Below are 19,857 nucleotides of genomic sequence, written 5' to 3'. Positions count from 1 at the left end.
ACTCGCTAGCTCTCGGCCTCGCGCGGCATCACCCGCGCCGTCTCCGACGTCGATCGCATCGCCCGGCGAGCCAGCACGAGCCCGCTCCCGCCTGCGATCAGCCCCAGCAGCCCGACCACGAGCCCAGCGATGCCGAGCAGACGCGCTGTCGCGGCGGCATCGTTCGCCTCGCCCGCCATGCGCTCGATCTCCGAGGCGGGCGATACCCGCTGTGGGAAGCTGAGATCGGCACGCGACTGCACCTCTGAGAACGTCTCCGGCCCGCTCGTAAAGCGTTCATCGATCGGCGTGCCCTCGATCGTGCCGAAGATGTGGAAGGTATAAGCGCCCTCGGCAGTCGGGATGAACTCGGCCTTGTAAGAGCCGGGCTCGCCGAAGGCTGGGCGGAGCTGGAGCGGCATCACCTGGTCGCCGTACATGACTTCCGCTTGCAGCGTGTCGGCCAGCCCTTCGACCGGCTGGGCCGCGTCGCCCTCGCCTTTCATCACGCGTAGCTCGAGACCGTTCGGTTCCTCGACGATCGCCGGCTCGTTCAGGAAGCCGACGACGATCTCGTACTCGCCGACGTGCCGGTGCTCGTGCGCGCTAGCAGAGCCGATGGTCGCGATCAAACCAGCAATCGCGACCGCCAGCACCACGACCAGGCGCGTTGGGAACGACAACGCTCGTTTCGCGCTCATGGTAGCCTCCTCGCTCGCTTGTCTCTACTCCGCCGGTCACAGGGAACCAGCTCGAAGCTATCGCCCTGCCACCGGTATTGGCTGAACCTCTAGTAGGTTCGATTAGTGGGTTCGATGCGGAGGCTACACGCGGGGAGGTGGAGAATCGGGAACGAGCACCAGGCCGTCCGGAGCGATGACGGAGGAGAAGAGAGGCACCTGAAGCACCCGCAGCAGCGGATACGAGAGGAGCTGAACGACGGCCGTCGCCGGCTGGCCAATCGCCCCCGATCCCTCCGCGGCACGCAGCAGCGGCCCGTTGTAGTCATTGGCGTCGGTGGTACCCACAGTGCCGGCAGCCGGGTGACCGCGATGGTAGTGCCCGGGCAGATCGAACAAGACATGTTCGTGCGGCAGGGAGGCCCCACAGCGACAGGAGGTCGGAAACGACAGCAGGCTGAGCACGAGCGCGAGCGCGAGGACCAGACCGGCGCCCGTGGCATTGCGCCCGAGCATCCGCCAACTCGAGCAGGTAAAGGATGAGACCCGCATGGCACGGCCTCGGTCCGCGCTCTCGACGCACGCGGCACCCGCCCGGTACGACGCGGGGACGACGCCCGCGGTGAGCGCACCCTGTGGTCGACGCAGCACGAGATAGATGCTCCCGGCGATTGTCAAGAGCAGGGTAATCGTCACGTGCGGGCTGGCAGCGAGCCCCGGACTATTCGCGATGTCGACGTGCAAGAGCGGCAGAAGCATCTCGTGCTACCTACGAACGACAGCCGCCAGCGGATTGACAGTCCCCGAGCGATGTGCGCGTCAACTGAGAGGCGCCATGCCAGAGCGACACTCTACCCTCAGTCCCACCCCGGCACCTCTCACCAGAAACTATACGACGGAAAGCATCTGTGCGTGCCGGGAAAAGTCGGAAGTTAAGCGCGGCCCTAGACGGTCATGGCCCGTGCTCAAGTGCATCGACCAACGGTGACACCGAGACTGCATCGTACATCGGAGAGTTGTAGCGTGCCGGAAGATCGAGCCGGGCAGCGGAGCGAATGGAGATCTTTCCCTTGATCATCTTGTCGCTCGCCTTACTGAGCAGTACACTCGACTCGTACTCCTGAGGGCGATGGAGCCCGCCTGAGTCGATAGCGACTCGAACTGCCGGACGGCTGATGGCTCCTGCTCGCGGCGCGGGCAGGAGCCTTCGCTTTCCTGCCCGTCGCCGAGCGGCGGATTCGCATCGGAGCCGGTGGGAGGCGAAGAGATGGAGCACGTCTGGGGGACGGCCGCGATTTGGATGGCGCTCGCGCTCGTCGCGAGCCTGTTCTCGATCCGACTCGGGATCTCGGTTGCGCTGGTCGAGATCGCCGTCGGCGTCTTCGGCGGGAACGTCCTGCACCTCGAGGTGAGCGAGTGGATCAACGCCCTCGCCGGGATCGGCGCGGTGGTGCTGACGTTCCTAGCCGGCGCCGAGATCGATCCGGAATCACTGCGCCGGCACTTGAAGCCGAGCCTGGCGATCGGCATCGCCGGCTTCGTCTTTCCCTTCCTCGGCGCGGCGGCCTTCGCGCGCTTCGTCGCCGGCTGGGCGCCCGACTCTGCCTGGATCGCCGGCATCGCGCTCTCCACCACCTCGGTCGCCGTCGTCTACGCGGTGATGGTCGAGACCGGCCTGAACCAGACGGAGCTGGGGAAGCTGATCCTCGCCGCCTGCTTCATCAACGACCTGGGCACGGTGCTGGCGCTCGGCTTGATCTTCGCCGGCTTCGACCGCTGGCTCGTGGTGTTCGCCGCGGTCACCGCGCTGGTGCTCTGGCCGCTTCCCCGGCTCACGCGCTGGGTCATCCAGACCTGGGGAGGCCGGGTCTCCGAGCCGGAGGTGAAGTTCCTGCTGCTCGTGCTGTTCGCGCTCGGCTGGCTGGCGACGCGCGCCGGGAGCGAGGCGGTGCTGCCGTCCTACCTGATCGGCCTGGTCGTGGCCGGCGTCTTCCAGGAGAGCCGGGCACTGATGCTCCGGCTGCGGACGATCGCTTTCGGGGCGCTGACGCCGTTCTACTTCATCAAGGCCGGTCTCTTCGTCTCGATCCCGGCCATCATCTCCAGAGCCGCGCTCATCGGTGCCTTCCTGCTGGTGAAGATGGTCGCCAAGTTGGTCGGAGTCTGGCCGCTGACGCGGGCCTTCGCCATGGAGCGACGTAGCGGGACGTACACGACGCTGCTGATGTCCACCGGCCTGACCTTCGGAACCATCTCGGCGCTCTTCGGTCTCACCAACGGGCTCATCGACCAGTCGCAGTACACCGTGCTGGTCACCGCCGTCATCGGCTCAGCCGTTGTCCCGACGCTGATCGCGCAGACCTGGTTCCTGCCAGAAACCGCTCCGGCCGGCGCGCGCGAGCCAGGTCAGGCCAGCGTTTCTACCCTGCCGGCGATGGAGTCGTCGTCACTGAGTGAAGGAGAGGACTAGCATGCTCTTCCGCAAGATCCTGGTGGGGTTCGATGGTTCCAAGGGTTCCTGGGAGGCGCTGCGACGTGCGCTCGCGCTGGCGGCGCCGTTCTCGGCGGAAGTCTTGGCGCTCTCGGTCATCGAGATCCCTCACTGGACTGCCGCCGTGGCGGAGGTGGACGAGCAGCGCGCCCTGCTCGAAGAGCGTTATCGCCAACTGCACGATGAGGCGCGCCAGGTCGCGGCGCAGGAAGGGATCTCGTTCCATACGCTGGTCAAAGTCGGGCACTCGGCCCAGACGCTGGTGAGCACAGCGCGTGCCGGGGAGTTCGACCTGCTGGTCATCGGCCACAGCGGGCATTCAGGAGTCTGGGGCACGTTCCTCGGCACGACGGCGGACAAAGTCGTTCGCCACGCCCCGTGCACGGTCATGGTCGTGCGCTGGTAGGCACAGCCCGCGTCAATGGGAGATCATCCAGGGCCGGCCTTTCGCCACGTGGTATTGTGGCTTGGCCTCCGGGTCGTAGGCCGGCAGGCCGATCTCCTCGCGCGTCGCGACTCGAGGCTCGTGGCGGCTACGCTCCTCGCGGGTCAAGCCCTCGACGATCCAGGCCGGGGTGCGTGGGACGTTCGGGCTGGTGAAAACCCGGCGAGCGAGTTCGCCGCACTGCGGGCAGCGCGCCGGTGCCGTCGCTTGACTGAAGGGGCGCCGGAGCTCGAACGAGCCGTGAGCCAGGCAGGAGAACTCGTACAGCGGCATGCTGGCCTCCTTTCTACCCGGAGCCGGCTGCTGGTACGCACCAGACCAGCGCCAAAATCAGGCGAGACGAGAGCGGTGATTGACCACCACGGCAAACCAGAATTGTGCATCTCTTCACGCCTGTACGTACTATTGACAACATGCTTATGGGCGACTACGCTGAGTATAGCGCGGAAGAAGCCTTCCCACAACGTAATCTGCCCCTATCTAAGCTCTTCCAGAAGGGTGGTGGTGAGCTATGAGAGAGTATTGCTATCTCTCGTGGCCGGTCACCGCGGTCTCATGACTCTCCGGGAGGGATTACCATGCCTGACATCTTGTTCGAGGTCGACCTCACCAAACCCTGGCCGGAGCAAAGTGTTCCTGGTCACAACCGCTGGCACCCCGACATCCCGCCGGTCGCCTCGGTGAAACCGGGTGCGGTCTTCCGGATCGAGTGCCAGGAGTGGACTGACGGGCAGATCCGCAACGACGACAGCGCAAACGACGTCCGGGACGTCGACCTGACCCGCAACCACGTCTTGAGTGGCCCCATCGCCGTCGAAGGTGCCGAACCCGGCGACCTTCTCATCGTCGACATTCTCGACCTGGGACCGTTCCCCAACGGGACGAAGACTCCCCACAACTCTCCCACCACCGAGTGGGGCTACACTGGCATCTTCGCCAAGGTCAACGGCGGCGGTTTTCTAACCGACCACTACCCCGATCCCCATAAGGCGATCTGGGACCTTCAGGGGACAACGTATGCGCAGTCCCGCCACATCCCCGATGTCCGTTACGTCGGCATCCCCCATCCGGGGCTGATCGGGTGCGCGCCCTCCGCCGAGCTCCTGGCGGAATGGAACCGGCGGGAGGCCGAGCTCATCTCGACCAACCCGAACCGGGTGCCCCCGCTGGCCCTCCCGCCGCTCGAGACCAACGCGGTGCTCGGCACCCTGAAGGGGCCCGAGTTCGAGCGCGCGGCGAAGGAGGCCGCGCGGACGATCCCACCGCGCGAGCACGGTGGTAACTGCGACATCAAGAACCTGACCCGCGGCTCGCGTTGCTACTTCCCGGTCTACGTCCCAGGCGCCAAGCTCTCGATGGGCGACCTGCACTTCTCGCAAGGCGACGGCGAGATCAGCTTCTGTGGCGCCATCGAGATGGCTGGCTGGATCGACTTGCACGTCGATCTGGTCAAGGGTGGGGTCGCCAAGTACGGCATCACCAACCCGATCTTCCGCACCAGCCCGCTCGAGCCTCGCTACACCACGTACCTGGTGTTCGAGGGGATTTCGGTCGACGAGGCGGGGAAACAGTACTACCTGGATGCCCACGTCGCCTATCGCCGGGCCTGCCTGAACGCGATCGAGTACCTGAAGAAGTTCGGTTACACCGGCGAGCAGGCGTACATCATACTGGGCTCGGCTCCGGTCGAGGGGCGGATCAGCGGCATCGTGGATATCCCGAATGCCTGCTGCACTATCTACCTGCCGACGGAGATCTTCCAGCGCAACATCATGCCGGAAGAGCCGCCGACAGCGCCCACCACCGGGCAGCTCGCTCGCGCTGGATGAAATCGTCTCTGCTCCAGCTCGTCGTCTACTCGCGGGGCCAGGGGCGTGGCTCCTGGCCCCGTCGGTGAGAGGGGGCCGGCATGATCGGGCTCGTGCTTCTCTGGGTCGGCGCCGTCCTCACCCTCAACGGCCTCTGGCTGATGGGCCGGATCGGTGACCGCGAGATTGCGGTGATCAACATCTTCGCTGGCGGTATCGCCTTCCTGGCAGCCATCGTCACGGCGTTCCGTGCCGGCGCCGAGGTCACTGGAGAGATCGCCTTCGGCGCGCTGGTGCTCCTGTTCGCGTTCACCTACCTGTGGGTGGCGATCAACCGGATCTTTCAGCTCGATGGGCGAGGTCTGGGATGGTACTCGCTGTTCGTAGCGATCACCGCGGTGCCGATCGGGGTCGAAATCCTGATGAACGCCCAGCAGGCCTGGGACTGGTGGCTAGGCCTCGACTGGTTAGCCTGGGCCGTGCTCTGGTTCTTCTACTTCCTGCTCCTGGTGCCACGGCGGCTCAGCGCCAGCTTCGTCGGCGCGGTCACCCTGCTCGAAGGCATCCTGACCGCCTGGCTGCCGGGCTACCTGATCCTGCGCGGCCATCTGGCGATCTAACCGGCCTGGCAGTCGCCATCGGTCGACCGCGTTGACGTCAACCGTTCCAATCGCTACCCTTCGCCCGGCAACCAGGGTTGCCGGTTCGGGCAGGACCGGCAGCGGTTCGACCCGAAAGTCCGCGCATGGCTCCCGCCCGGAGCGCGGGCAGGAGCCTCTTCGTGTGCGCCGCTTCGGGTGAGACGCAGAAGGCGCGAGAAGGAGTGGGCGTGACAGGCGTGCTCTTGGTGGCTATCGGTGGTGCTGCCGGCTCGGTGGCGCGCTATCTGGCTTCGACCTCTGTCCAGCGAAACGTCGGCATCTCTTTCCCCCTCGGCACCTTCATCATAAACGTCACCGGCTCATTTCTGATCGGCGTGATCCTCGGCCTCTTCGAGGCGGGCAATCTCTCACCGGCAGCCCGGCTGCTCATCGCCGTCGGCTTTCTCGGCGGCTTCACAACCTTCTCGAGCTTCTCGTACGAGAGCCTCCTGCTCCTGGAGAGCAAGGCCGTTCTCCCCTTCTTGCTCAATACGGTTGGCTCGGTCGTCGCAGGCCTGGCAGCGGCATGGCTGGGCGTGGTACTGGTGCGGATCATGGCCGCGGTGCTTCGAGGACATCCGTAAGCCGGCCCCTGCTGCGCGTGCTATACTGCGTCGAGGATTCCTGAAGGCGAGAGGACCGATGGAGACGCGTGACGGCCGTGCCACCTGCCTACGCATCTATCTCAGCGAAGCCGATCGGTGGCATCACCGGCCATTGTACATGGCGGTGCTCGAGTTCCTCTTGCACTCCGGGATCGCCGGGGCAACCGCGTTCCGCGCGATAGCTGGCTACGGCACCCACCATCGCATTCATGCCGTTCATCTACTGGACATCGCTGCCGACCTGCCGATCGTGATCGAGGCCATCGACCAGCCGGAGCGCATCGAGGCGATCTTGCCCCAGCTCGAAGAGATGGTTCGAGAAGGGATGCTCACTCTGATGCCGGTAGACGTGCGACTCTACCGGACACGCTCGCCCGGCTCACCCCCACCAGCCACTGGCTGAGCAAGATCCAGGAACAGCAGGGCGGACAGCGCCGGGCGAAGCTGCGGTCGCCCTGCCCGCTGCGCTATGATCGAGCTGGATTGAACCCATAGCCGTGGGAGGCGTACATGCGCGTGGTGCAACTTCTCAAGACCCACGCCGGCCGGGTACCCAACCCGGTGAGCGAAGCCACCAGGCAGGCACACGCCCGGATACGAGGTGCCGACGTCGCGGTGAGCGTGTGCCCGTACTGCGCGGTAGGCTGCTCCCAGCTCATCTACACCAAAGACGGGCGCATCATCGACATCGAGGGCAACTACGAGAGCCCGATCAACGGCGGCACGCTCTGCCCCAAGGGCGCCGCGACCTTCGGACTGCTCACGAGCCCGCTCCGCGAGACACGAGTCAAATACCGGGCTCCCTACAGCGACCACTGGGAGGAGCGCTCGCTCGACTGGGTCATGGAGCGGATCGCCCAGCTCGTCAAGCAGACGCGCGACGCTACCTACGAGGAAACCGACGAGCATGGGGTGCCGGTCAACCGCACGCTCGGCATCGGCCACCTGGGCGGCGCGACCCTCGACAACGAGGAGAACTACCTGATCAAGAAGCTCTGGACGGCCGGGCTGGGCATCGTGGCAGTCGAGAACCAGGCTCGGATATGACACTCCAGCACGGTGCCCGGTCTGGGCGCTCGGCTCGGTCGCGGCGGCGCGACTACGACCCAGCAGAGCCTGGCTGACAGCGACTGCATCGTGATCATGGGCTCCAACATGGCCGAGAATCACCCGGTCGGCTTCCGCTTCGTGCTCAAGGCCAAGACCAGGGGAGCGACCATCATCCACGTCGACCCGCGATTCTCCCGCACCTCGGCTCTGGCCGACATCCACGTCCCGCTGCGGCCAGGGACCGATCTGGCAGTGCTCGGGGGGATCATCAACTACGTGCTCAACAGCGAGCGCTGGAACAGCGACCCCTTCTTCAAGGAGTACGTCACCCACTACACCAACGCGCCGCTCATCGTGGGCGAGGAGTTCAAGGACACGGAAGAGCTCGAGGGACTCTTCTCCGGCTACGACCCGGGGCGACGGCGCTATAACACCGATAGCTGGCAGTTCGCGAGCCAGCCTGCAACCTCAGCCCAGCGCCAGCAACCCCAGGCCGGATCAGAGCCCGAGCGCCACGCCACCGGCCAGACCGGCGAGGAAGGGCAAGCTGTTACCGGCAACTACGGCTCCGCCCTAAGCCACCAGGCCGAGGAAGCCGAACAGGATCACGGGCAAACCGCCGAGCCCTACAGCGCGCAGGTCGTGCCGCACGCCCCGCCGCTCGTCGATATGACTCTGCAGCACCCGAGATGCGTCTTCCAGATCGTCAAGCGCCACTTCGCTCGCTACACGCCGGAGCTGGTAGAGCAGATCTCCGGGGTGCCACGCGACCTCTTGATCACGGTGGCCGAGACGCTCCTCCAGAACTCCGGCCGCGACCGCACGAGCGCCTTCTGCTACGCGGTCGCCTGGACGCAGCACACCATCGGCACGCAGATCATCAGTTGCTGCGCGCTGCTCCAGCTCCTGCTCGGCAATATCGGCCGACCGGGCGGCGGCATCCTGGCTTTGCGCGGCCATGCAACCATCCAGGGCAGCACCGACATCCCCACGCTCTACAACCTGCTGCCCGGCTACCTGCCGATGCCGAGCACCCAGGCGGGGCATCGCTCGCTCCGCGAGTACCTGGCGGCGGAGCAATCCCCGACCGGGATGTGGTTCAACATGCCGCGCTTCATGGTCAGCCTGCTGAAGGCCTGGTACGGCGATGCCGCCACCCCGGAGAACGACTTCGCCTACGACCTCCTGCCCAAGATCTCGGGCGACTACTCCTTCGAGGCGATGATTCCGATGATGGCCGACGGGGTCATGAAGGGGCTGTTCTGCCTAGGCCAGAACCCGGCGGTCGGCGGGCAGAACGCCGTGCTGGTGCGCAAGGCGCTCGCCAACCTCGACTGGCTGGTAGTGCGCGACGCGTATGAGATCGAGACCGCGGCATTCTGGTACGACTCGCCGGAGGTGCGCCGCGGCGAGCTGCGGCCGGAGCAGATCAAGACCGAGGTCTTCTTCCTCCCGGCCGCGCTGCCCGGCGAGAAGGAAGGCTCCTTCACCAACACCCAGCGGCTCGTCCAGTGGCACGACAAGGCGGTCGAGCCACCCGGCGACTGTCGCTCCGAGCCCTGGTTCCTCTACCACCTCGGCAAGCGGCTCAAGGAGCTTTACCAGGACGACGATACGCCCAAAGGCCGCCAGATCAGGGCACTGACCTGGGACTACCCCACGAAGGGCCGTTACGACGAGCCGGACCTCGAGGCGGTGCTCGAGGAGATCAACGGCTTTACCGTGGCCGACGGCAAGCCGGTCAAGAGCTTCCGCGAGCTCGCTGACGACGGCTCCACAGCCTGCGGCTGCTGGATCTACTCGGGCATCATGCCCGAGAAGGGCTACAACCGGGCCCGCAACCGCAAGGGCGACGACAAAGCCGCGCTCGACTGGGGCTTCTCCTGGCCGAACAACGTGCGCATCCTCTACAACCGCGCCTCGGCTGACCCGCAGGGCCGGCCCTGGAGCGAGCGAAAGCGGTGGATCTGGTGGGACGCCGAGCAGGGCCGCTGGACAGGCTACGACGTGCCGGACTTCCCTGCCAACAAGCCACCCGACTACCGGCCGCCGGAGGGAGCCAGAGGGCTGGATGCCCATGCCGGGGATAAGCCGTTCGTCATGCTGCCCGACGGGCGCGGCCGCCTCTTCGTGCCCTCCGGGCTGCTCGACGGCCCGCTCCCGACGCACTACGAGCCCTGGGAGTCGCCGGTCGGCAACCTCCTCTATCCGAAGACGCCGCGCAGCCCGGTCGCCCCGCTCTTCGAGCGGCCCGACAATCCTTACCACGAGATCGGCGACCCCCGGTTCCCGTACGTCATCACGACGTACCGACTGACCGAGCACCACACCGCCGGCGGCATGAGCCGCACGGTACCCTGGCTGGCCGAGCTGCAGCCCGAGGGGTTCGTCGAGATCAGCCCGGAGCTGGCCGCCGAACTGGGGATCGCCAACGGCGACTGGGTAGTCGTCTCGACGCTGCGCGGCGAGGCGGAGGCCCGCGCGCTCGTGAGCGATCGGATCCAGCCGCTCGTTATCCACGGCCGGAAGGTGCACCAGATCGGCATGCCCTGGCACTTCGGCTACAAGGGATACGCGCAGGGCGGGATCGCCAACAACCTGTCGGCGCTGATCGAGGATCCGAACTCTCGGATCCACGAGGCCAAGTCGTTCACCTGCAACCTGCGCAAGGGCCGGATCGCCCGGGAAGGGGAGCGACCGCTATGAGCGCGAGGGAATCCCAGGGCAACGGCCGCGCCGGCACGACAGGAGCCCGGCCAGGCGCGCTCGGCTTCCTGACCGACACGACGCTGTGCATCGGCTGCAAGGCCTGCGAGGTGGCCTGCAAGCAGTGGAACCAGCTCCCGATGGATGACTTCGGGTTCACCGGCTACAGCTACGACAACACCGGCGACCTGGGGGCCACCACGTGGCGACACGTCGCCTTCATCGAACGGGTCAGCGACCGCGAGGGACGCCGGCCCACCCGGCTCAAGGCCTTTCAGAGCAACTGGCTGATGATGAGCGATGTCTGCAAGCACTGCGTCTACGCCGGCTGCCTGGAAGCCTGCCCCACCGGAGCCATTATCCGGACGGAGTTCGACACCGTCGTCATCCAGCAAGATATCTGCAACGGCTGCGGCTACTGCGTGCCAGCCTGCCCCTTCGGGGTGCCGGCGCTCAGCCTCACCGACGGCAAAGCGCACAAGTGCACGCTCTGCTACGATCGCCTCAAGGACGGCCTGGAGCCGGCGTGCGCCAAGGCCTGCCCGACCGACTCCATCCAGTTCGGCCCGGTGGAGCAGCTCATGGAGCGCGCCAAGCGGCGTGTGGCCGATCTGCACACGCAGGGCGTGACCGAGGCCTACATCTACGGCGACCGGGAGGTCGGCGGCACCGGCGGGATCGAGGGGCTGAACGCCTTCTTCATCCTCACCGCGCCGCCGGAGGTCTACAACCTGCCAGCCCAGCCGGAGCTGCCGCAGCGCAAGGTCCTGCCGGCCTTCCTGAGCACGGCGGCGGCCGCGCTCGGGCTGGGGCTCGCCGCGCTGCTCTCGCTGCGGCGGCGGTGACGCACAGATCGGGGTACAGGGAGCAAGCCAGATGAGCATCGGCTACGAGCGGCGATGGGAGACGCGGCGTCAGGCCGGGCGCTCGGCCGCGGACGAGGCGCGCGATAGCTATTACGGTCTGCCGGCTATCCACAAACCTCACTGGAAGTGGTCGATCGTCCTCTACTTCTTCCTGGGTGGCATCTCCGGCGCGAGCTACGTAGTCGCGACGCTGGCCCGGCTCTTCGGCGGACCGGAGATGCGCCCAGTGGCCCGCGCCGGTCGCTACCTCTCTTTTTTGACCGTGCTCCCCGGCCCGCTGCTGTTGATCTACGACCTGGGGCGGCCAGAGCGGTTCCACCACATGCTCCGGGTGCTCAAGCTGCGCTCGCCGATGTCGCTCGGCGTTTGGGGGCTGATCGCCTTCAGCCTGTTCTCGGGCCTCAGCGCGCTGATCCAGGCGGCTCAGGATGGGCTCCTGGGCCGGCGCGGGCCGGCGCGGCTGCTCCGGGCCATGCCGGATCGGCTCGTCGGCCTGCTCGGCAGCGGGCCCGCCTTCTTCCTCAGCGGCTACACCGGCGTGCTACTGGCAGCCACCGCGGTTCCCCTCTGGACGAAGAACTTCCTGCTGCTGGGGCCGCTCTTCCTCAGCTCCGCGCTCTCGAACGCGGTCGCGGCACTGTTCCTCCTGCTGAGCGCGACGCGGCAGGCCGGCAGCCAGGCACTCGAGCGGCTGGAGCGGCTCGACCGGCTGGCGCTCTTGGCAGAGCTGGCGCTCCTGTTCGGCCTGCGCGCCAACAGCGGCCCGGTGATCGGCCGGCCGCTCGACGAGGGGCGCCTTGGCCAGGCGTTCCGCGGCGTGCTGGGGGCCGGCGTGGTGGCGCCGCTCCTTCTCCAGGCGCTCGCCCGCGGGCGCCACAGCGGGATGGCCCAGGCGCTGCGCTTGCTGGTCGGGCTACTGGTGCTCGCCGGTGGCTTCCTGCTCCGCTATGTGATGGTCTTCGCCGGCCACCGCTCGGCCGACGACCCGCAGGCGACCTTCGAGCTGGCCCGCAAGCGGTAGATGGGCGGCCCCGCTCCGGCCCTCGCCCCAGCTTTCCCACCCTACTCCCCGAGGGCGATCCGTGGTTGCGGGGCATGCGGCCTCTACACGGGTGTCGCCCAGCGCTGAAGCACCGGGCTCATGGATCAGGCTCCGCTTCCGAGCTGAGGCACAGGCCGGCCGGCCTCACGCTGTGAGCACACGCCCTAGTCCCCGAAAGCCCGGAGTCCCTGGGCCACCGGTATTCGCCGATGCGGACGCCCCCACGGGCACACCCGGGCGTGTGGCCACTGGCGACTGAGCAGGGGCAACCAGCTCGTCACCCACCGCTCGCCGCCTCTCCTTGTTGCTGAGCATTTGACAAACACGTCGGGGCGAGTTATCATATTAGCAAGTGCTGATATCGTTGAACGAGGAGATGATCACGCATGCTGCTGCAAGCCAACCCGCGCGCTATCAGCCTCAAGGCGAAGCTCTTCCGCGGCTTTGCCGACCCCTCGCGGCTGGCTATCGTCGAAGCGCTGCGGCGCGGCCCGATGACCGTCGGAGAGATCGCCGAGACCACCGGGCTCAGCCAGTCGAACGCCTCCAACCACCTGCGCTGTCTCTGGGACTGCGGGCTGGTCGACCGCGAGCAGGAGGGCCGCTTCGTCCGCTACCGGCTCAGCGACCGGCGTATCGACACGCTGCTGGCGCTGGCTGACCAGCTCCTCGCCGACGTCGCCAGCGGCGTCTACGCCTGCACCCGGTACGAGCTGCCCGCCTCCCAGGAGGGCGGCGATGCCCCGGAGCGTATCGCCCCGGCGCGTGAGCGCCGACCGGCGTGGCCCGATACCGCGCGGGTTGACCCTGAGAGGGAGGCACGACGATGAGCGAGCGCACGCCGGCTGCTGAGACCGTGGAGCTGGCCGTCCTCGGCATGGACTGCGCCGACTGTGCCCGGCACGTGGAGCGCGCCATCGCCGGCGTGCCGGGGGTGCTGAGCGCCCGGGTGCTGCTGGCCGCCGAGCGGGCGCTCGTCGAGTACGACCCGGCGCGGGCCGACCTCGACGCCATCCGCGAGGCTGTGCGGCGCTCCGGCTACGACGTGGCAGGCGGAGCCGAGACGGATACGTCCCGCGCCTACACCCGGTCGGTCTTCCGGTTACTCGGCCTCGTCTTCTGCGCGGTGCTGCTCGTCGTCGTGCTCGGCGAGTGGCTGGGCCTGGTGGAGGCAGTGACCGATCGCGTCCCCTGGCCGCTCTGGCTCGTGGCCATCCTGGCCGGCGGCTGGCCGGTCTTCCGCAATGTCTTGCGAGCGGCGCTGCGTCGCCAGATCATCGCCCACACGCTGATGACCGTCGGCCTGCTGGCCGCCATCGCCGTCGGCGAGTGGGCGGCGGCGGCCGTCGTGGTCTTCTTCATGCGGATCGGCGACTTCGTGGAGCGCGCCACCACTCGAGGAGGAGCCTGCGATGGCTGTAGTCCAGGATCTGTCCCTCACCCTGAAGGCCAAGTTCTTCCGCGGCCTGGCGGATACCTCGCGTCTCGCGCTGCTCGAAGCGCTTCGCTCCGGCGAGAAGAGCGTCTCCGAGCTCGTCGCGGACACCGGACTCTCACAGCCGAATGCCTCGGGCCACCTGGCCTGTCTCAAGGAGTGCGGCCTGGTGGCCAGCCGCCAGGAGGGACGCTTCGTCTACTACGCGCTCGCTGACCCGCGGGTTGAGGACGTGCTGCGCGACGCCGAGGGCATCCTCGCGGACGTGGCGGCGCGGGTGTACGCGTGCACCCGCTATCAGGACTGAAGGGGGAGAACTATGGCGACGACCGCCAAGCGCGGCAAAGAGCTTGAGCTCTACGTGACCAATCTCGATTGCGAGCACGACGCCGGCGTTATCGAGCGCGGCCTGGACGGCGTGCCGGGGCTCCTCGAGGTGAGGATCTACCCGAAGGCGGCCAAGGTCGTCCTCACCTACGACCCGGAGCGCACCTCCGACGAGACGCTCAAGGAGCGGCTCCAGGCCCTCGGCTTCCCGCCGCAGCGGGGGCGGGTGCTGGCCGAGCCGCCGAAGCCCTGGCGCAACCCGAAGGTGCTGACCTCGGCCGCCTCGGGAGTCCTGCTGTTGGTCGGCTGGCTCGTCGGGCTGGCCGGCGTGCCGGAGCCCGTCTCGACCGGCCTCTACCTCGTCGCCATCGTCACCGGCGGCTACTTCTTCGGCCGCGAGGCGATCGAGGAACTGATCTTCGAGCGCGCGATCGGCATCGAGCTGCTGATGAGCACGGCGGCGGTGGTCGCGACGGCGATGGGCCAGGCCGCCGAGGGCGCGATGCTCGTCTTCCTGTACTCCATCTCGGAGGCCGCCGAGGGCTACACCGAGGACAAGACCCGCTCCGCCATCCGGGCGCTGATGGACTTGGCCCCGAAGATGGCGCTGGTGCGGCGGGACGGGCGCGAGGTGGAGATTCCGGTCGAGGAGCTCGCCGTCGATGATGTCTTCATCGTCAGGCCGGGGCAGGCCGTCGCCACCGACGGCGTGGTGCTCGTCGGCGAGTCCAGTGTCAACCAGGCGCCGGTGACCGGCGAGAGCGTCCACGTGGAGAAGGGGCCCGGCGACACGGTATTCGCGGGCACCATCAACGCGGGTGAGGGCGCCCTGGAGGTCCGCGCGACGAAGACCTTCGCCGACAACACCATCGCCCGCATCATCCAGATGGTCGAAGAGGCCCAGGAGCGCAAGGGCAAGAGCCAGCGCTTCATCGAACGTTTCGGCAGGCGCTACAGCCCGGCCGTCCTGCTCTTCGGCGTGCTGCTCGCCGTGGTGCCGCCGCTCGCCTTCGGCGCCCCGTGGGAGACCTGGATCACCCGCGCCACCGTCTTCATCGTGGCGGCGGCGCCGTGCGCGCTCGTCATCTCCATCCCCATCACCCTGGTGGCCGCGCTGGGCACCGCCGCCCGCAACGGCGTGCTGATCAAGGGCGGCGTGTACGTGGAGGAGTTGGCCAAGGTCAGGGTCGTGGCGTTGGACAAGACCGGCACCATCACCCGCGGCGAGCCGGAGGTCACGGATGTCCTGCTGTGTCCGGATGGCGTCGCGGGCCGCATCAGCTCGTCAGATGAGTTGGTGGCCGTCGCCGCGGGCATCGAACGCCGCAGCGAGCACCCGCTGGCGCGCGCGATCGTCCGCTACGCGGAGGCCACGGGTGCAAGGCCGACGGAGCCAGCGGAATTCCGCGCCCTGCCCGGGGCGGGGGCAATGGCGCGGCTAGACGGAGCGACGGTGTACATCGGTAGCCCAGACCTGTTCCAATCACGGCTCGGCGTAGCGGTCGACGCGGTGCGGGAGGAGATCGAACGCTTGCAGGGCGAGGGGAAGACGGTGGTGCTGGTCGGCGACGAGCGGGGGCCCTGGGGGCTGGTCGCCATCCGCGACACCATCCGCCCGAACGCCCGCCAGGCGATCGCGGCGCTGCACGAGCTGGGCGTGAAGGTGGCGATGCTGACCGGCGACAACGCCCGCACGGCCCACGCCATCGCCCGCGAGGTGGGGATCGACGAGGTGTACGCCGACCTCAAGCCGGAGGACAAGGTGGCCAAGGTGCGCGAGCTCGCGCAGCAGCACGGGCACGTGGCGATGGTGGGCGACGGGGTCAACGACGCGCCCGCGCTGGCCGAGGCGACCGTCGGCGTGGCCATGGGCGCGGCCGGCACCGACGTGGCGCTCGAGACGGCCGACGTGGCGCTCATGGCCGACGACTTGGAGAAGCTCGTCTACGCGCTCCGCCTGGCCCGACGCACCCAGGGCGTGGTCAACCAGAACCTGGCCCTCTCGGCCGCGGTCATCGGCGCCCTGGTGGTAGGGGCGATCGCGGGCGTCTTCACCCTGCCGATCGCCGTGCTGGGGCACGAGATCAGCGAGTTTGTGGTGATCGCCAGCGGCCTGCGCATGCTGCGCTCGTGAGTCGGCGAGACGAACGCTCTGGAGCACGTCATGCCCCGGACTGATGACCACACGAGCGCACCGGTCTCGAGACGGAGCGGCGGGAACGCGGCGGTCCGACTCCTCCTGGCGGCGCTGATCGTGGTCCTGGGGCTTGTCCTGCCGGGGATCGCCAGCGCGCACGCCTTCCTGGTGCGCACCACGCCGCGGCCGGGCGAGCGGCTGGGCACCAGCCCGCCGGCGGTCGTGCTCGACTTCAGCGAGCCCATTGTATCCGGGTCGGCGCGGATCACGGTCCGGACCAGCGATGGCGTCGCAGTCGCGCTCGGCCCGCCGGAGGAGCGGCGCGGTGGCGCACCAGCAGGCCGCCGGCAGCCGCCAGTCCCAGCAGGCTCGCGACGAGCCCGGCGAGAGCGACGATCCTGGCCATCCCGACCGGCATGTCGAGGCCGAGCAGTCCTATCTGCGCCGGCCGCGCGACCGGCTCGGCGACGCTGTGCGGCTCGCTGCGCGCGAGCTCGCCGTCGAGCACCAGGTGGCTGCGGTTCCAGGTCATGCGGAAGGGCGGCGCGTAGACCTCGTCCACCGGCTGGTCGCCGATACGGCCCCGCACCCGGATCTCCGGGATCACCGTGAGCTGGTACGCCCCTGGCTCGAAGCCGGTCTCTTCCTCCACCACCGCGATCAGCGCTCGCACCTGCTCGAGGTCGACCGGGACGCTCAGCATCAACTGCGTGCCGCCGAAGGACGCCGGCTCGACCAGTGGCAGCACCTTGCTCCAGCCGTCGGCGCCCGCCCGCACTTCGAGATCGACTCGGTACTCGCCGGCGACGTAGGCCGGCTCCGGAGCGTTCAGGCTGTAGCGGATGTCCAGCAGCAGCCGCCGGGGCTCCCTAGTGTAGACCGCAGTGCCCGTCACCCGCTCGCGATCAGCGCCCGCGCCCGGCGGCGGTGCAGTTCCGGCGGGCTGCTGCGCGGGGGCGACCGAGGGCGTCACCGGCCCGACCGCGCCTTCGGGGTAGAGGGTCGACGGCGCGACCTCGAGGGTGTAGCTGAAGGCAGCGGCGTGCTCGTAGCGGAGCCGCTCGACCTCCTCGGTGCGCTGCAGCGGTTGCCGCAACGCATAGACCGCCAGTGCTCCGAAGGCCACTGCCAGCGCCGCCGCGACGGCCACGGCGCTCACCCAGAGGCTCAGCGTACCCCACCCGCTCGAACCGGTTGCGGCCCTCATCCGTCGCCTCCTCCGCGCATCGCGCGCCGTGCCCAGACCCGGCAGCGAGATCAGCCCGAGGACAGCCACCAGAGCGGCGAAGCTCGCCGGCTCGCGGAGCCGCTGCACCCAGCGGCCCATCCCCGGCAGGCGTAGCCACATCCGGCCGACGACCTCGTCGGCCGTCGGGTGCCACAGGTCGTCGGAGTTACGGTTATCGCCCCGCAGCACATAGGTGCCCTCCGGCGTCAGGCCCACGATGCGGTGGATGACGAGGCCATCGTCGACCCGAAAGGCGACGACGTCGCCGATCTGGTAGGTGTCCTGCCGCCGGGTGATGACCAGGTCGCCGGCATAGAGGGTGGGCTCCACGCTGATGCCGGAGACGATGACGTAGGACGCCGGCCCGCCCAGCGCGGCGGGCCGGAACAGGAAAAACCAGGCCCAAAAGAGCGCGAACATGGTGGTCAGGTACGCCCACCTCCGCACCGCTGCCCTCCGGGACTGCCCACCGCCCGCCGGTGGCACGGGCCACGGGCAAGGGCGACTGCCGCTCCACCAGACCTAGTCGTTCGCCTCCCCCTCGATGTACACCTCGATGTCGGTGATGTTCCAGGCCGACATCGGGAAATCGAGCGGAACCACGACCTCGGTACCGTCGATGTCGTCGTAGTGGCCGCCGACCAGCGGGAATCCCAGATGCGTCAGCGTCACCCACAGGTCGGTGTCACCTTGTTGGCAGCCTTCATCGATACCGCCGATTGTCACCGAGGTGACGAGGCCGGTGTTCGTGTTGAGGTTCCACTCGACCACGTGGACGCCGTCCTCATCGCAGGCCAGGTCGTCGTCCGCGCCGGCCTGGATGACACCGCCCGAGACGCCCAGCAGGGCGGCCGATCCCAGGGCCGCGGCGAGCAGCAGGCTCAGGAGCGCTGCGCTTAGCACGAGACGCGCCAGCATGATCGTCCCCTGTCAATCGGGGCGACGGCGATGGCCGGCGTGCCGGCCACCGCCGCGACCTCACTGCGCCCTAGTTGCCGCCCTCGATGAACACCTCGATGTCCGTGATGTCCGCGGCCGGCTGATCGGGTTCGAAGTCCACCTTCACGCCGACTTCATTGGGATCCAGGTCGTTGTCCCCACCAGCACCGTCGCTCGGGATAGTCGCGCTGCCCTCAGCGATCTTGGTGCCGTTCTGGGTGATGTTCACGAAGAGCTCGGCTCCCTCACACCCAGGATTGATATCGTGTATGCGGACGAAGTCGACCAGGCCGGTATCCGTCTCCAACCCCCAGCCAGCCACGCGCACGCCGTCGGTGTCGCATTGCAGGTTCGTGTCCGCGCCGGCCTGGATGACGCCGCCGTCCACGTTGAGCGCGGCCGCGGCGCCGAAGGCCGCCGCCGCCAGGGCCAGCACCAGCGCCAGCGATACGAACACTCGCTTCATGGCTCCCGATCCTTCCTCGTCTCTCCCGCGGCCGCCTGGTGCCGTCCACCAGCGGTCGCCCGGCGGAGGCCGGTCCCCGGCGGCCGCTGCCCACTCCGGCGATCGACGCGCCCGCGGCAGGTCGTAGCGGCTCGTCGATCGCGCCTCGTCTCGACCCGGCCCGCCGGCGCCTGGTACAATCCCGCTCGGAGCGCGGCGATCAGGCGGCGAGCCTGGTCCCGTTCCGACCCCGGGCAGCCTGCACCTGCCTGGGGTCTTCTCCTGTGTTCCCTCGCGAGCCGCACCACCTCCCCTCAGAAGCTCAGCCGGGTCGCGCGCCGCCGGTCGCCGCCTCGGGCGCCACCAGGATCCGCGCGCCGAGGCCGGGCCGCACCTCCACCAGCAGGCCCGCCGCCGCAAGCTTCCGCCGCAGGCGGAGCAAGCCCACCCGGTAGGCGCTCTCGCTCGCGAACCCGCCCCACAGCACCTCCACCGCCCGCAGCCGGTCCAGCGGGCCGCGGTGGGCCAGGATCGCGTGCGCCAGCGCGCGCTCCTGCGGCCCGAGCCTTTTGGGCAACCGCTCCAGCACGGGCCGGAACGGGTGTCGCCGCAGCAGCGCTTCCAGCCGGGCCACGAGGAGGTCATCCGGCTGCTCAGGCCGGAAGTAGGCCACGGCTCCGGCGCGCAGCGCGACCAGCTCCGCCTGGCGGTCGTCTCGCCCGGCCACCACCACCGGCGCCCGGATGGCGCCTGCCAGCGCCGGGAGCAGCCCCGGGCTCGCCGCCAGCGCCGCCTCGGTCACCACGACCACCAGCGCCGCCGTGCTCAGCGCCGCCCGCCGGGCTTCGGCCGGGGACGACCGGCAGACCCGCCAGTCGGTCCCGGCCAGCGCCCGCTGGAGCCGGTCACCCCACGTGCTTTGGCCAGTTGGCTCGACCACGAGCAGGAGTTTCATGGAGACGAAACCCGACTGTAATTGGCTCCCCGTACCCAAATCCAGTGTGGATCACGACCGTGAATTCGGCGTGGACAG

The 19,857-nt window shown here is 68.4% G+C and carries 18 protein-coding genes, 3 pseudogenes and 1 riboswitch; of the genes and pseudogenes, 14 read left to right on the top strand and 7 right to left on the bottom strand.

Annotation, left to right across the window (positions count from 1 at the left end; genetic code table 11):
* Window positions 1-5: 5 nt before the first annotated feature.
* Window positions 6-680 (bottom strand): hypothetical protein, encoded by a 675-nt coding sequence (locus tag NET02_RS01390; protein WP_284055579.1) that lies wholly within the window; start codon window positions 678-680, stop codon window positions 6-8.
* Between the two features lie 123 nt (window positions 681-803).
* A complete protein-coding gene (locus tag NET02_RS01385) occupies window positions 804-1,418 on the bottom strand; it encodes a hypothetical protein (RefSeq protein WP_284055578.1) in 615 nt (204 codons plus the stop codon).
* 357 nt (window positions 1,419-1,775) lie between these two features.
* Window positions 1,776-1,851, top strand: a riboswitch (Fluoride riboswitch).
* 75 nt (window positions 1,852-1,926) lie between these two features.
* Here NET02_RS01385 and NET02_RS01380 point away from each other — a divergent pair.
* Together NET02_RS01380 and NET02_RS01375 are read left to right on the top strand one after the other, a co-directional pair.
* A complete protein-coding gene (locus NET02_RS01380) occupies window positions 1,927-3,129 on the top strand; it encodes a cation:proton antiporter (RefSeq protein ID WP_284055577.1) in 1,203 nt (400 codons plus the stop codon).
* 1 nt (window position 3,130) lies between these two features.
* Window positions 3,131-3,556: a universal stress protein gene (locus NET02_RS01375; RefSeq protein ID WP_284055576.1), complete on the top strand. Its 426-nt coding sequence runs from the start codon at window positions 3,131-3,133 to the stop codon at window positions 3,554-3,556.
* A gap of 12 nt (window positions 3,557-3,568) precedes the next feature.
* Here the strand turns inward: NET02_RS01375 and NET02_RS01370 are convergent, their stop codons facing one another.
* On the bottom strand, window positions 3,569-3,868 hold the full coding sequence (locus tag NET02_RS01370) for an FmdB family zinc ribbon protein (protein WP_284055575.1): 300 nt from the start codon (window positions 3,866-3,868) through the stop codon (window positions 3,569-3,571).
* A 305-nt stretch (window positions 3,869-4,173) separates the two neighbouring features.
* On the opposite strand from NET02_RS01370, the gene fmdA reads away from it, so the two are divergent.
* From fmdA to NET02_RS16650, 12 genes and pseudogenes are all read left to right on the top strand, one after another.
* A complete protein-coding gene (gene fmdA / locus NET02_RS01365; RefSeq protein ID WP_284055574.1) occupies window positions 4,174-5,424 on the top strand; it encodes a formamidase in 1,251 nt (416 codons plus the stop codon).
* A gap of 80 nt (window positions 5,425-5,504) precedes the next feature.
* The gene (locus NET02_RS01360; protein ID WP_284055573.1) at window positions 5,505-6,023 is read left to right on the top strand and encodes an AmiS/UreI family transporter; all 519 of its coding nucleotides are present in this window, start codon (window positions 5,505-5,507) and stop codon (window positions 6,021-6,023) included.
* A gap of 209 nt (window positions 6,024-6,232) precedes the next feature.
* Window positions 6,233-6,628, top strand: a complete 396-nt coding sequence (gene crcB, locus NET02_RS01355) for a fluoride efflux transporter CrcB (RefSeq protein ID WP_284055572.1) — start codon at window positions 6,233-6,235, stop codon at window positions 6,626-6,628.
* 58 nt (window positions 6,629-6,686) lie between these two features.
* Window positions 6,687-7,052, top strand: coding sequence for a DUF190 domain-containing protein (locus NET02_RS01350; protein ID WP_284055571.1), 366 nt, complete (start codon window positions 6,687-6,689; stop codon window positions 7,050-7,052).
* A gap of 107 nt (window positions 7,053-7,159) precedes the next feature.
* Window positions 7,160-10,405: a formate dehydrogenase gene (fdh, locus tag NET02_RS01345; RefSeq protein WP_284055570.1), complete on the top strand. Its 3,246-nt coding sequence runs from the start codon at window positions 7,160-7,162 to the stop codon at window positions 10,403-10,405.
* A complete protein-coding gene (locus NET02_RS01340) occupies window positions 10,402-11,250 on the top strand; it encodes a 4Fe-4S dicluster domain-containing protein (RefSeq protein WP_284055569.1) in 849 nt (282 codons plus the stop codon). Before fdh ends, NET02_RS01340 begins: the two co-directional genes overlap by 4 nt.
* Before the next feature lie 31 nt (window positions 11,251-11,281).
* Entirely contained in the window at window positions 11,282-12,292 is a 1,011-nt protein-coding gene (gene nrfD, locus NET02_RS01335) for an NrfD/PsrC family molybdoenzyme membrane anchor subunit (protein WP_284055568.1), read from the top strand.
* 407 nt (window positions 12,293-12,699) lie between these two features.
* Window positions 12,700-13,032: pseudogene (locus tag NET02_RS01330) on the top strand (ArsR/SmtB family transcription factor); the annotation flags it as partial.
* A 107-nt stretch (window positions 13,033-13,139) separates the two neighbouring features.
* Window positions 13,140-13,346, top strand: a pseudogene (locus NET02_RS01325) (heavy-metal-associated domain-containing protein); the annotation flags it as partial.
* A 379-nt stretch (window positions 13,347-13,725) separates the two neighbouring features.
* Entirely contained in the window at window positions 13,726-14,055 is a 330-nt protein-coding gene (locus NET02_RS01320; protein ID WP_284055566.1) for an ArsR/SmtB family transcription factor, read from the top strand.
* A gap of 12 nt (window positions 14,056-14,067) precedes the next feature.
* The gene (locus NET02_RS01315) at window positions 14,068-16,209 is read left to right on the top strand and encodes a heavy metal translocating P-type ATPase (RefSeq protein WP_284055565.1); all 2,142 of its coding nucleotides are present in this window, start codon (window positions 14,068-14,070) and stop codon (window positions 16,207-16,209) included.
* Window positions 16,210-16,239: 30 nt separating this feature from the next.
* A pseudogene (locus NET02_RS16650) lies at window positions 16,240-16,476 on the top strand (hypothetical protein); the annotation flags it as partial.
* Window position 16,477: 1 nt separating this feature from the next.
* Here NET02_RS16650 and NET02_RS01310 read toward each other — a convergent pair.
* The 4 genes from NET02_RS01310 to NET02_RS01295 form a co-directional block, all read right to left on the bottom strand.
* Window positions 16,478-17,887: a signal peptidase I gene (locus NET02_RS01310; protein ID WP_284055564.1), complete on the bottom strand. Its 1,410-nt coding sequence runs from the start codon at window positions 17,885-17,887 to the stop codon at window positions 16,478-16,480.
* Window positions 17,888-17,962: 75 nt separating this feature from the next.
* Complete coding sequence (locus NET02_RS01305) at window positions 17,963-18,358, bottom strand: hypothetical protein (RefSeq protein ID WP_284055563.1); 396 nt, start codon at window positions 18,356-18,358, stop codon at window positions 17,963-17,965.
* Between the two features lie 70 nt (window positions 18,359-18,428).
* Window positions 18,429-18,845, bottom strand: coding sequence for a hypothetical protein (locus NET02_RS01300; protein ID WP_284055562.1), 417 nt, complete (start codon window positions 18,843-18,845; stop codon window positions 18,429-18,431).
* A gap of 301 nt (window positions 18,846-19,146) precedes the next feature.
* Entirely contained in the window at window positions 19,147-19,779 is a 633-nt protein-coding gene (locus NET02_RS01295) for a response regulator transcription factor (RefSeq protein ID WP_284055561.1), read from the bottom strand.
* Window positions 19,780-19,857 lie beyond the last annotated feature (78 nt).

Source organism: Thermalbibacter longus, assembly GCF_023806485.1.
In the GTDB taxonomy this organism is placed as follows: domain Bacteria; phylum Chloroflexota; class Chloroflexia; order Thermomicrobiales; family Thermomicrobiaceae; genus Thermalbibacter; species Thermalbibacter longus.
The sequence above is the reverse complement of the archived record's forward strand: the minus strand, read 5'-3'. Positions and strand labels throughout refer to the sequence as shown.

Coding starts and splice junctions, on each gene's coding strand:
- NET02_RS01385 (WP_284055578.1), bottom strand. CDS start 1,418: ATGCTTCTGCCGCTCTTGCACGTCGACATCGCGAATAGTCCGGGGCTC.
- NET02_RS01390 (WP_284055579.1), bottom strand. CDS start 680: ATGAGCGCGAAACGAGCGTTGTCGTTCCCAACGCGCCTGGTCGTGGTG.
- NET02_RS01340 (WP_284055569.1), top strand. CDS start 10,402: ATGAGCGCGAGGGAATCCCAGGGCAACGGCCGCGCCGGCACGACAGGA.
- NET02_RS01295 (WP_284055561.1), bottom strand. CDS start 19,779: ATGAAACTCCTGCTCGTGGTCGAGCCAACTGGCCAAAGCACGTGGGGT.
- fmdA (WP_284055574.1), top strand. CDS start 4,174: ATGCCTGACATCTTGTTCGAGGTCGACCTCACCAAACCCTGGCCGGAG.
- NET02_RS01320 (WP_284055566.1), top strand. CDS start 13,726: ATGGCTGTAGTCCAGGATCTGTCCCTCACCCTGAAGGCCAAGTTCTTC.
- NET02_RS01375 (WP_284055576.1), top strand. CDS start 3,131: ATGCTCTTCCGCAAGATCCTGGTGGGGTTCGATGGTTCCAAGGGTTCC.
- NET02_RS01350 (WP_284055571.1), top strand. CDS start 6,687: ATGGAGACGCGTGACGGCCGTGCCACCTGCCTACGCATCTATCTCAGC.
- NET02_RS01315 (WP_284055565.1), top strand. CDS start 14,068: ATGGCGACGACCGCCAAGCGCGGCAAAGAGCTTGAGCTCTACGTGACC.
- nrfD (WP_284055568.1), top strand. CDS start 11,282: ATGAGCATCGGCTACGAGCGGCGATGGGAGACGCGGCGTCAGGCCGGG.
- NET02_RS01305 (WP_284055563.1), bottom strand. CDS start 18,358: ATGCTGGCGCGTCTCGTGCTAAGCGCAGCGCTCCTGAGCCTGCTGCTC.
- NET02_RS01380 (WP_284055577.1), top strand. CDS start 1,927: ATGGAGCACGTCTGGGGGACGGCCGCGATTTGGATGGCGCTCGCGCTC.
- NET02_RS01300 (WP_284055562.1), bottom strand. CDS start 18,845: ATGAAGCGAGTGTTCGTATCGCTGGCGCTGGTGCTGGCCCTGGCGGCG.
- NET02_RS01360 (WP_284055573.1), top strand. CDS start 5,505: ATGATCGGGCTCGTGCTTCTCTGGGTCGGCGCCGTCCTCACCCTCAAC.
- NET02_RS01370 (WP_284055575.1), bottom strand. CDS start 3,868: ATGCCGCTGTACGAGTTCTCCTGCCTGGCTCACGGCTCGTTCGAGCTC.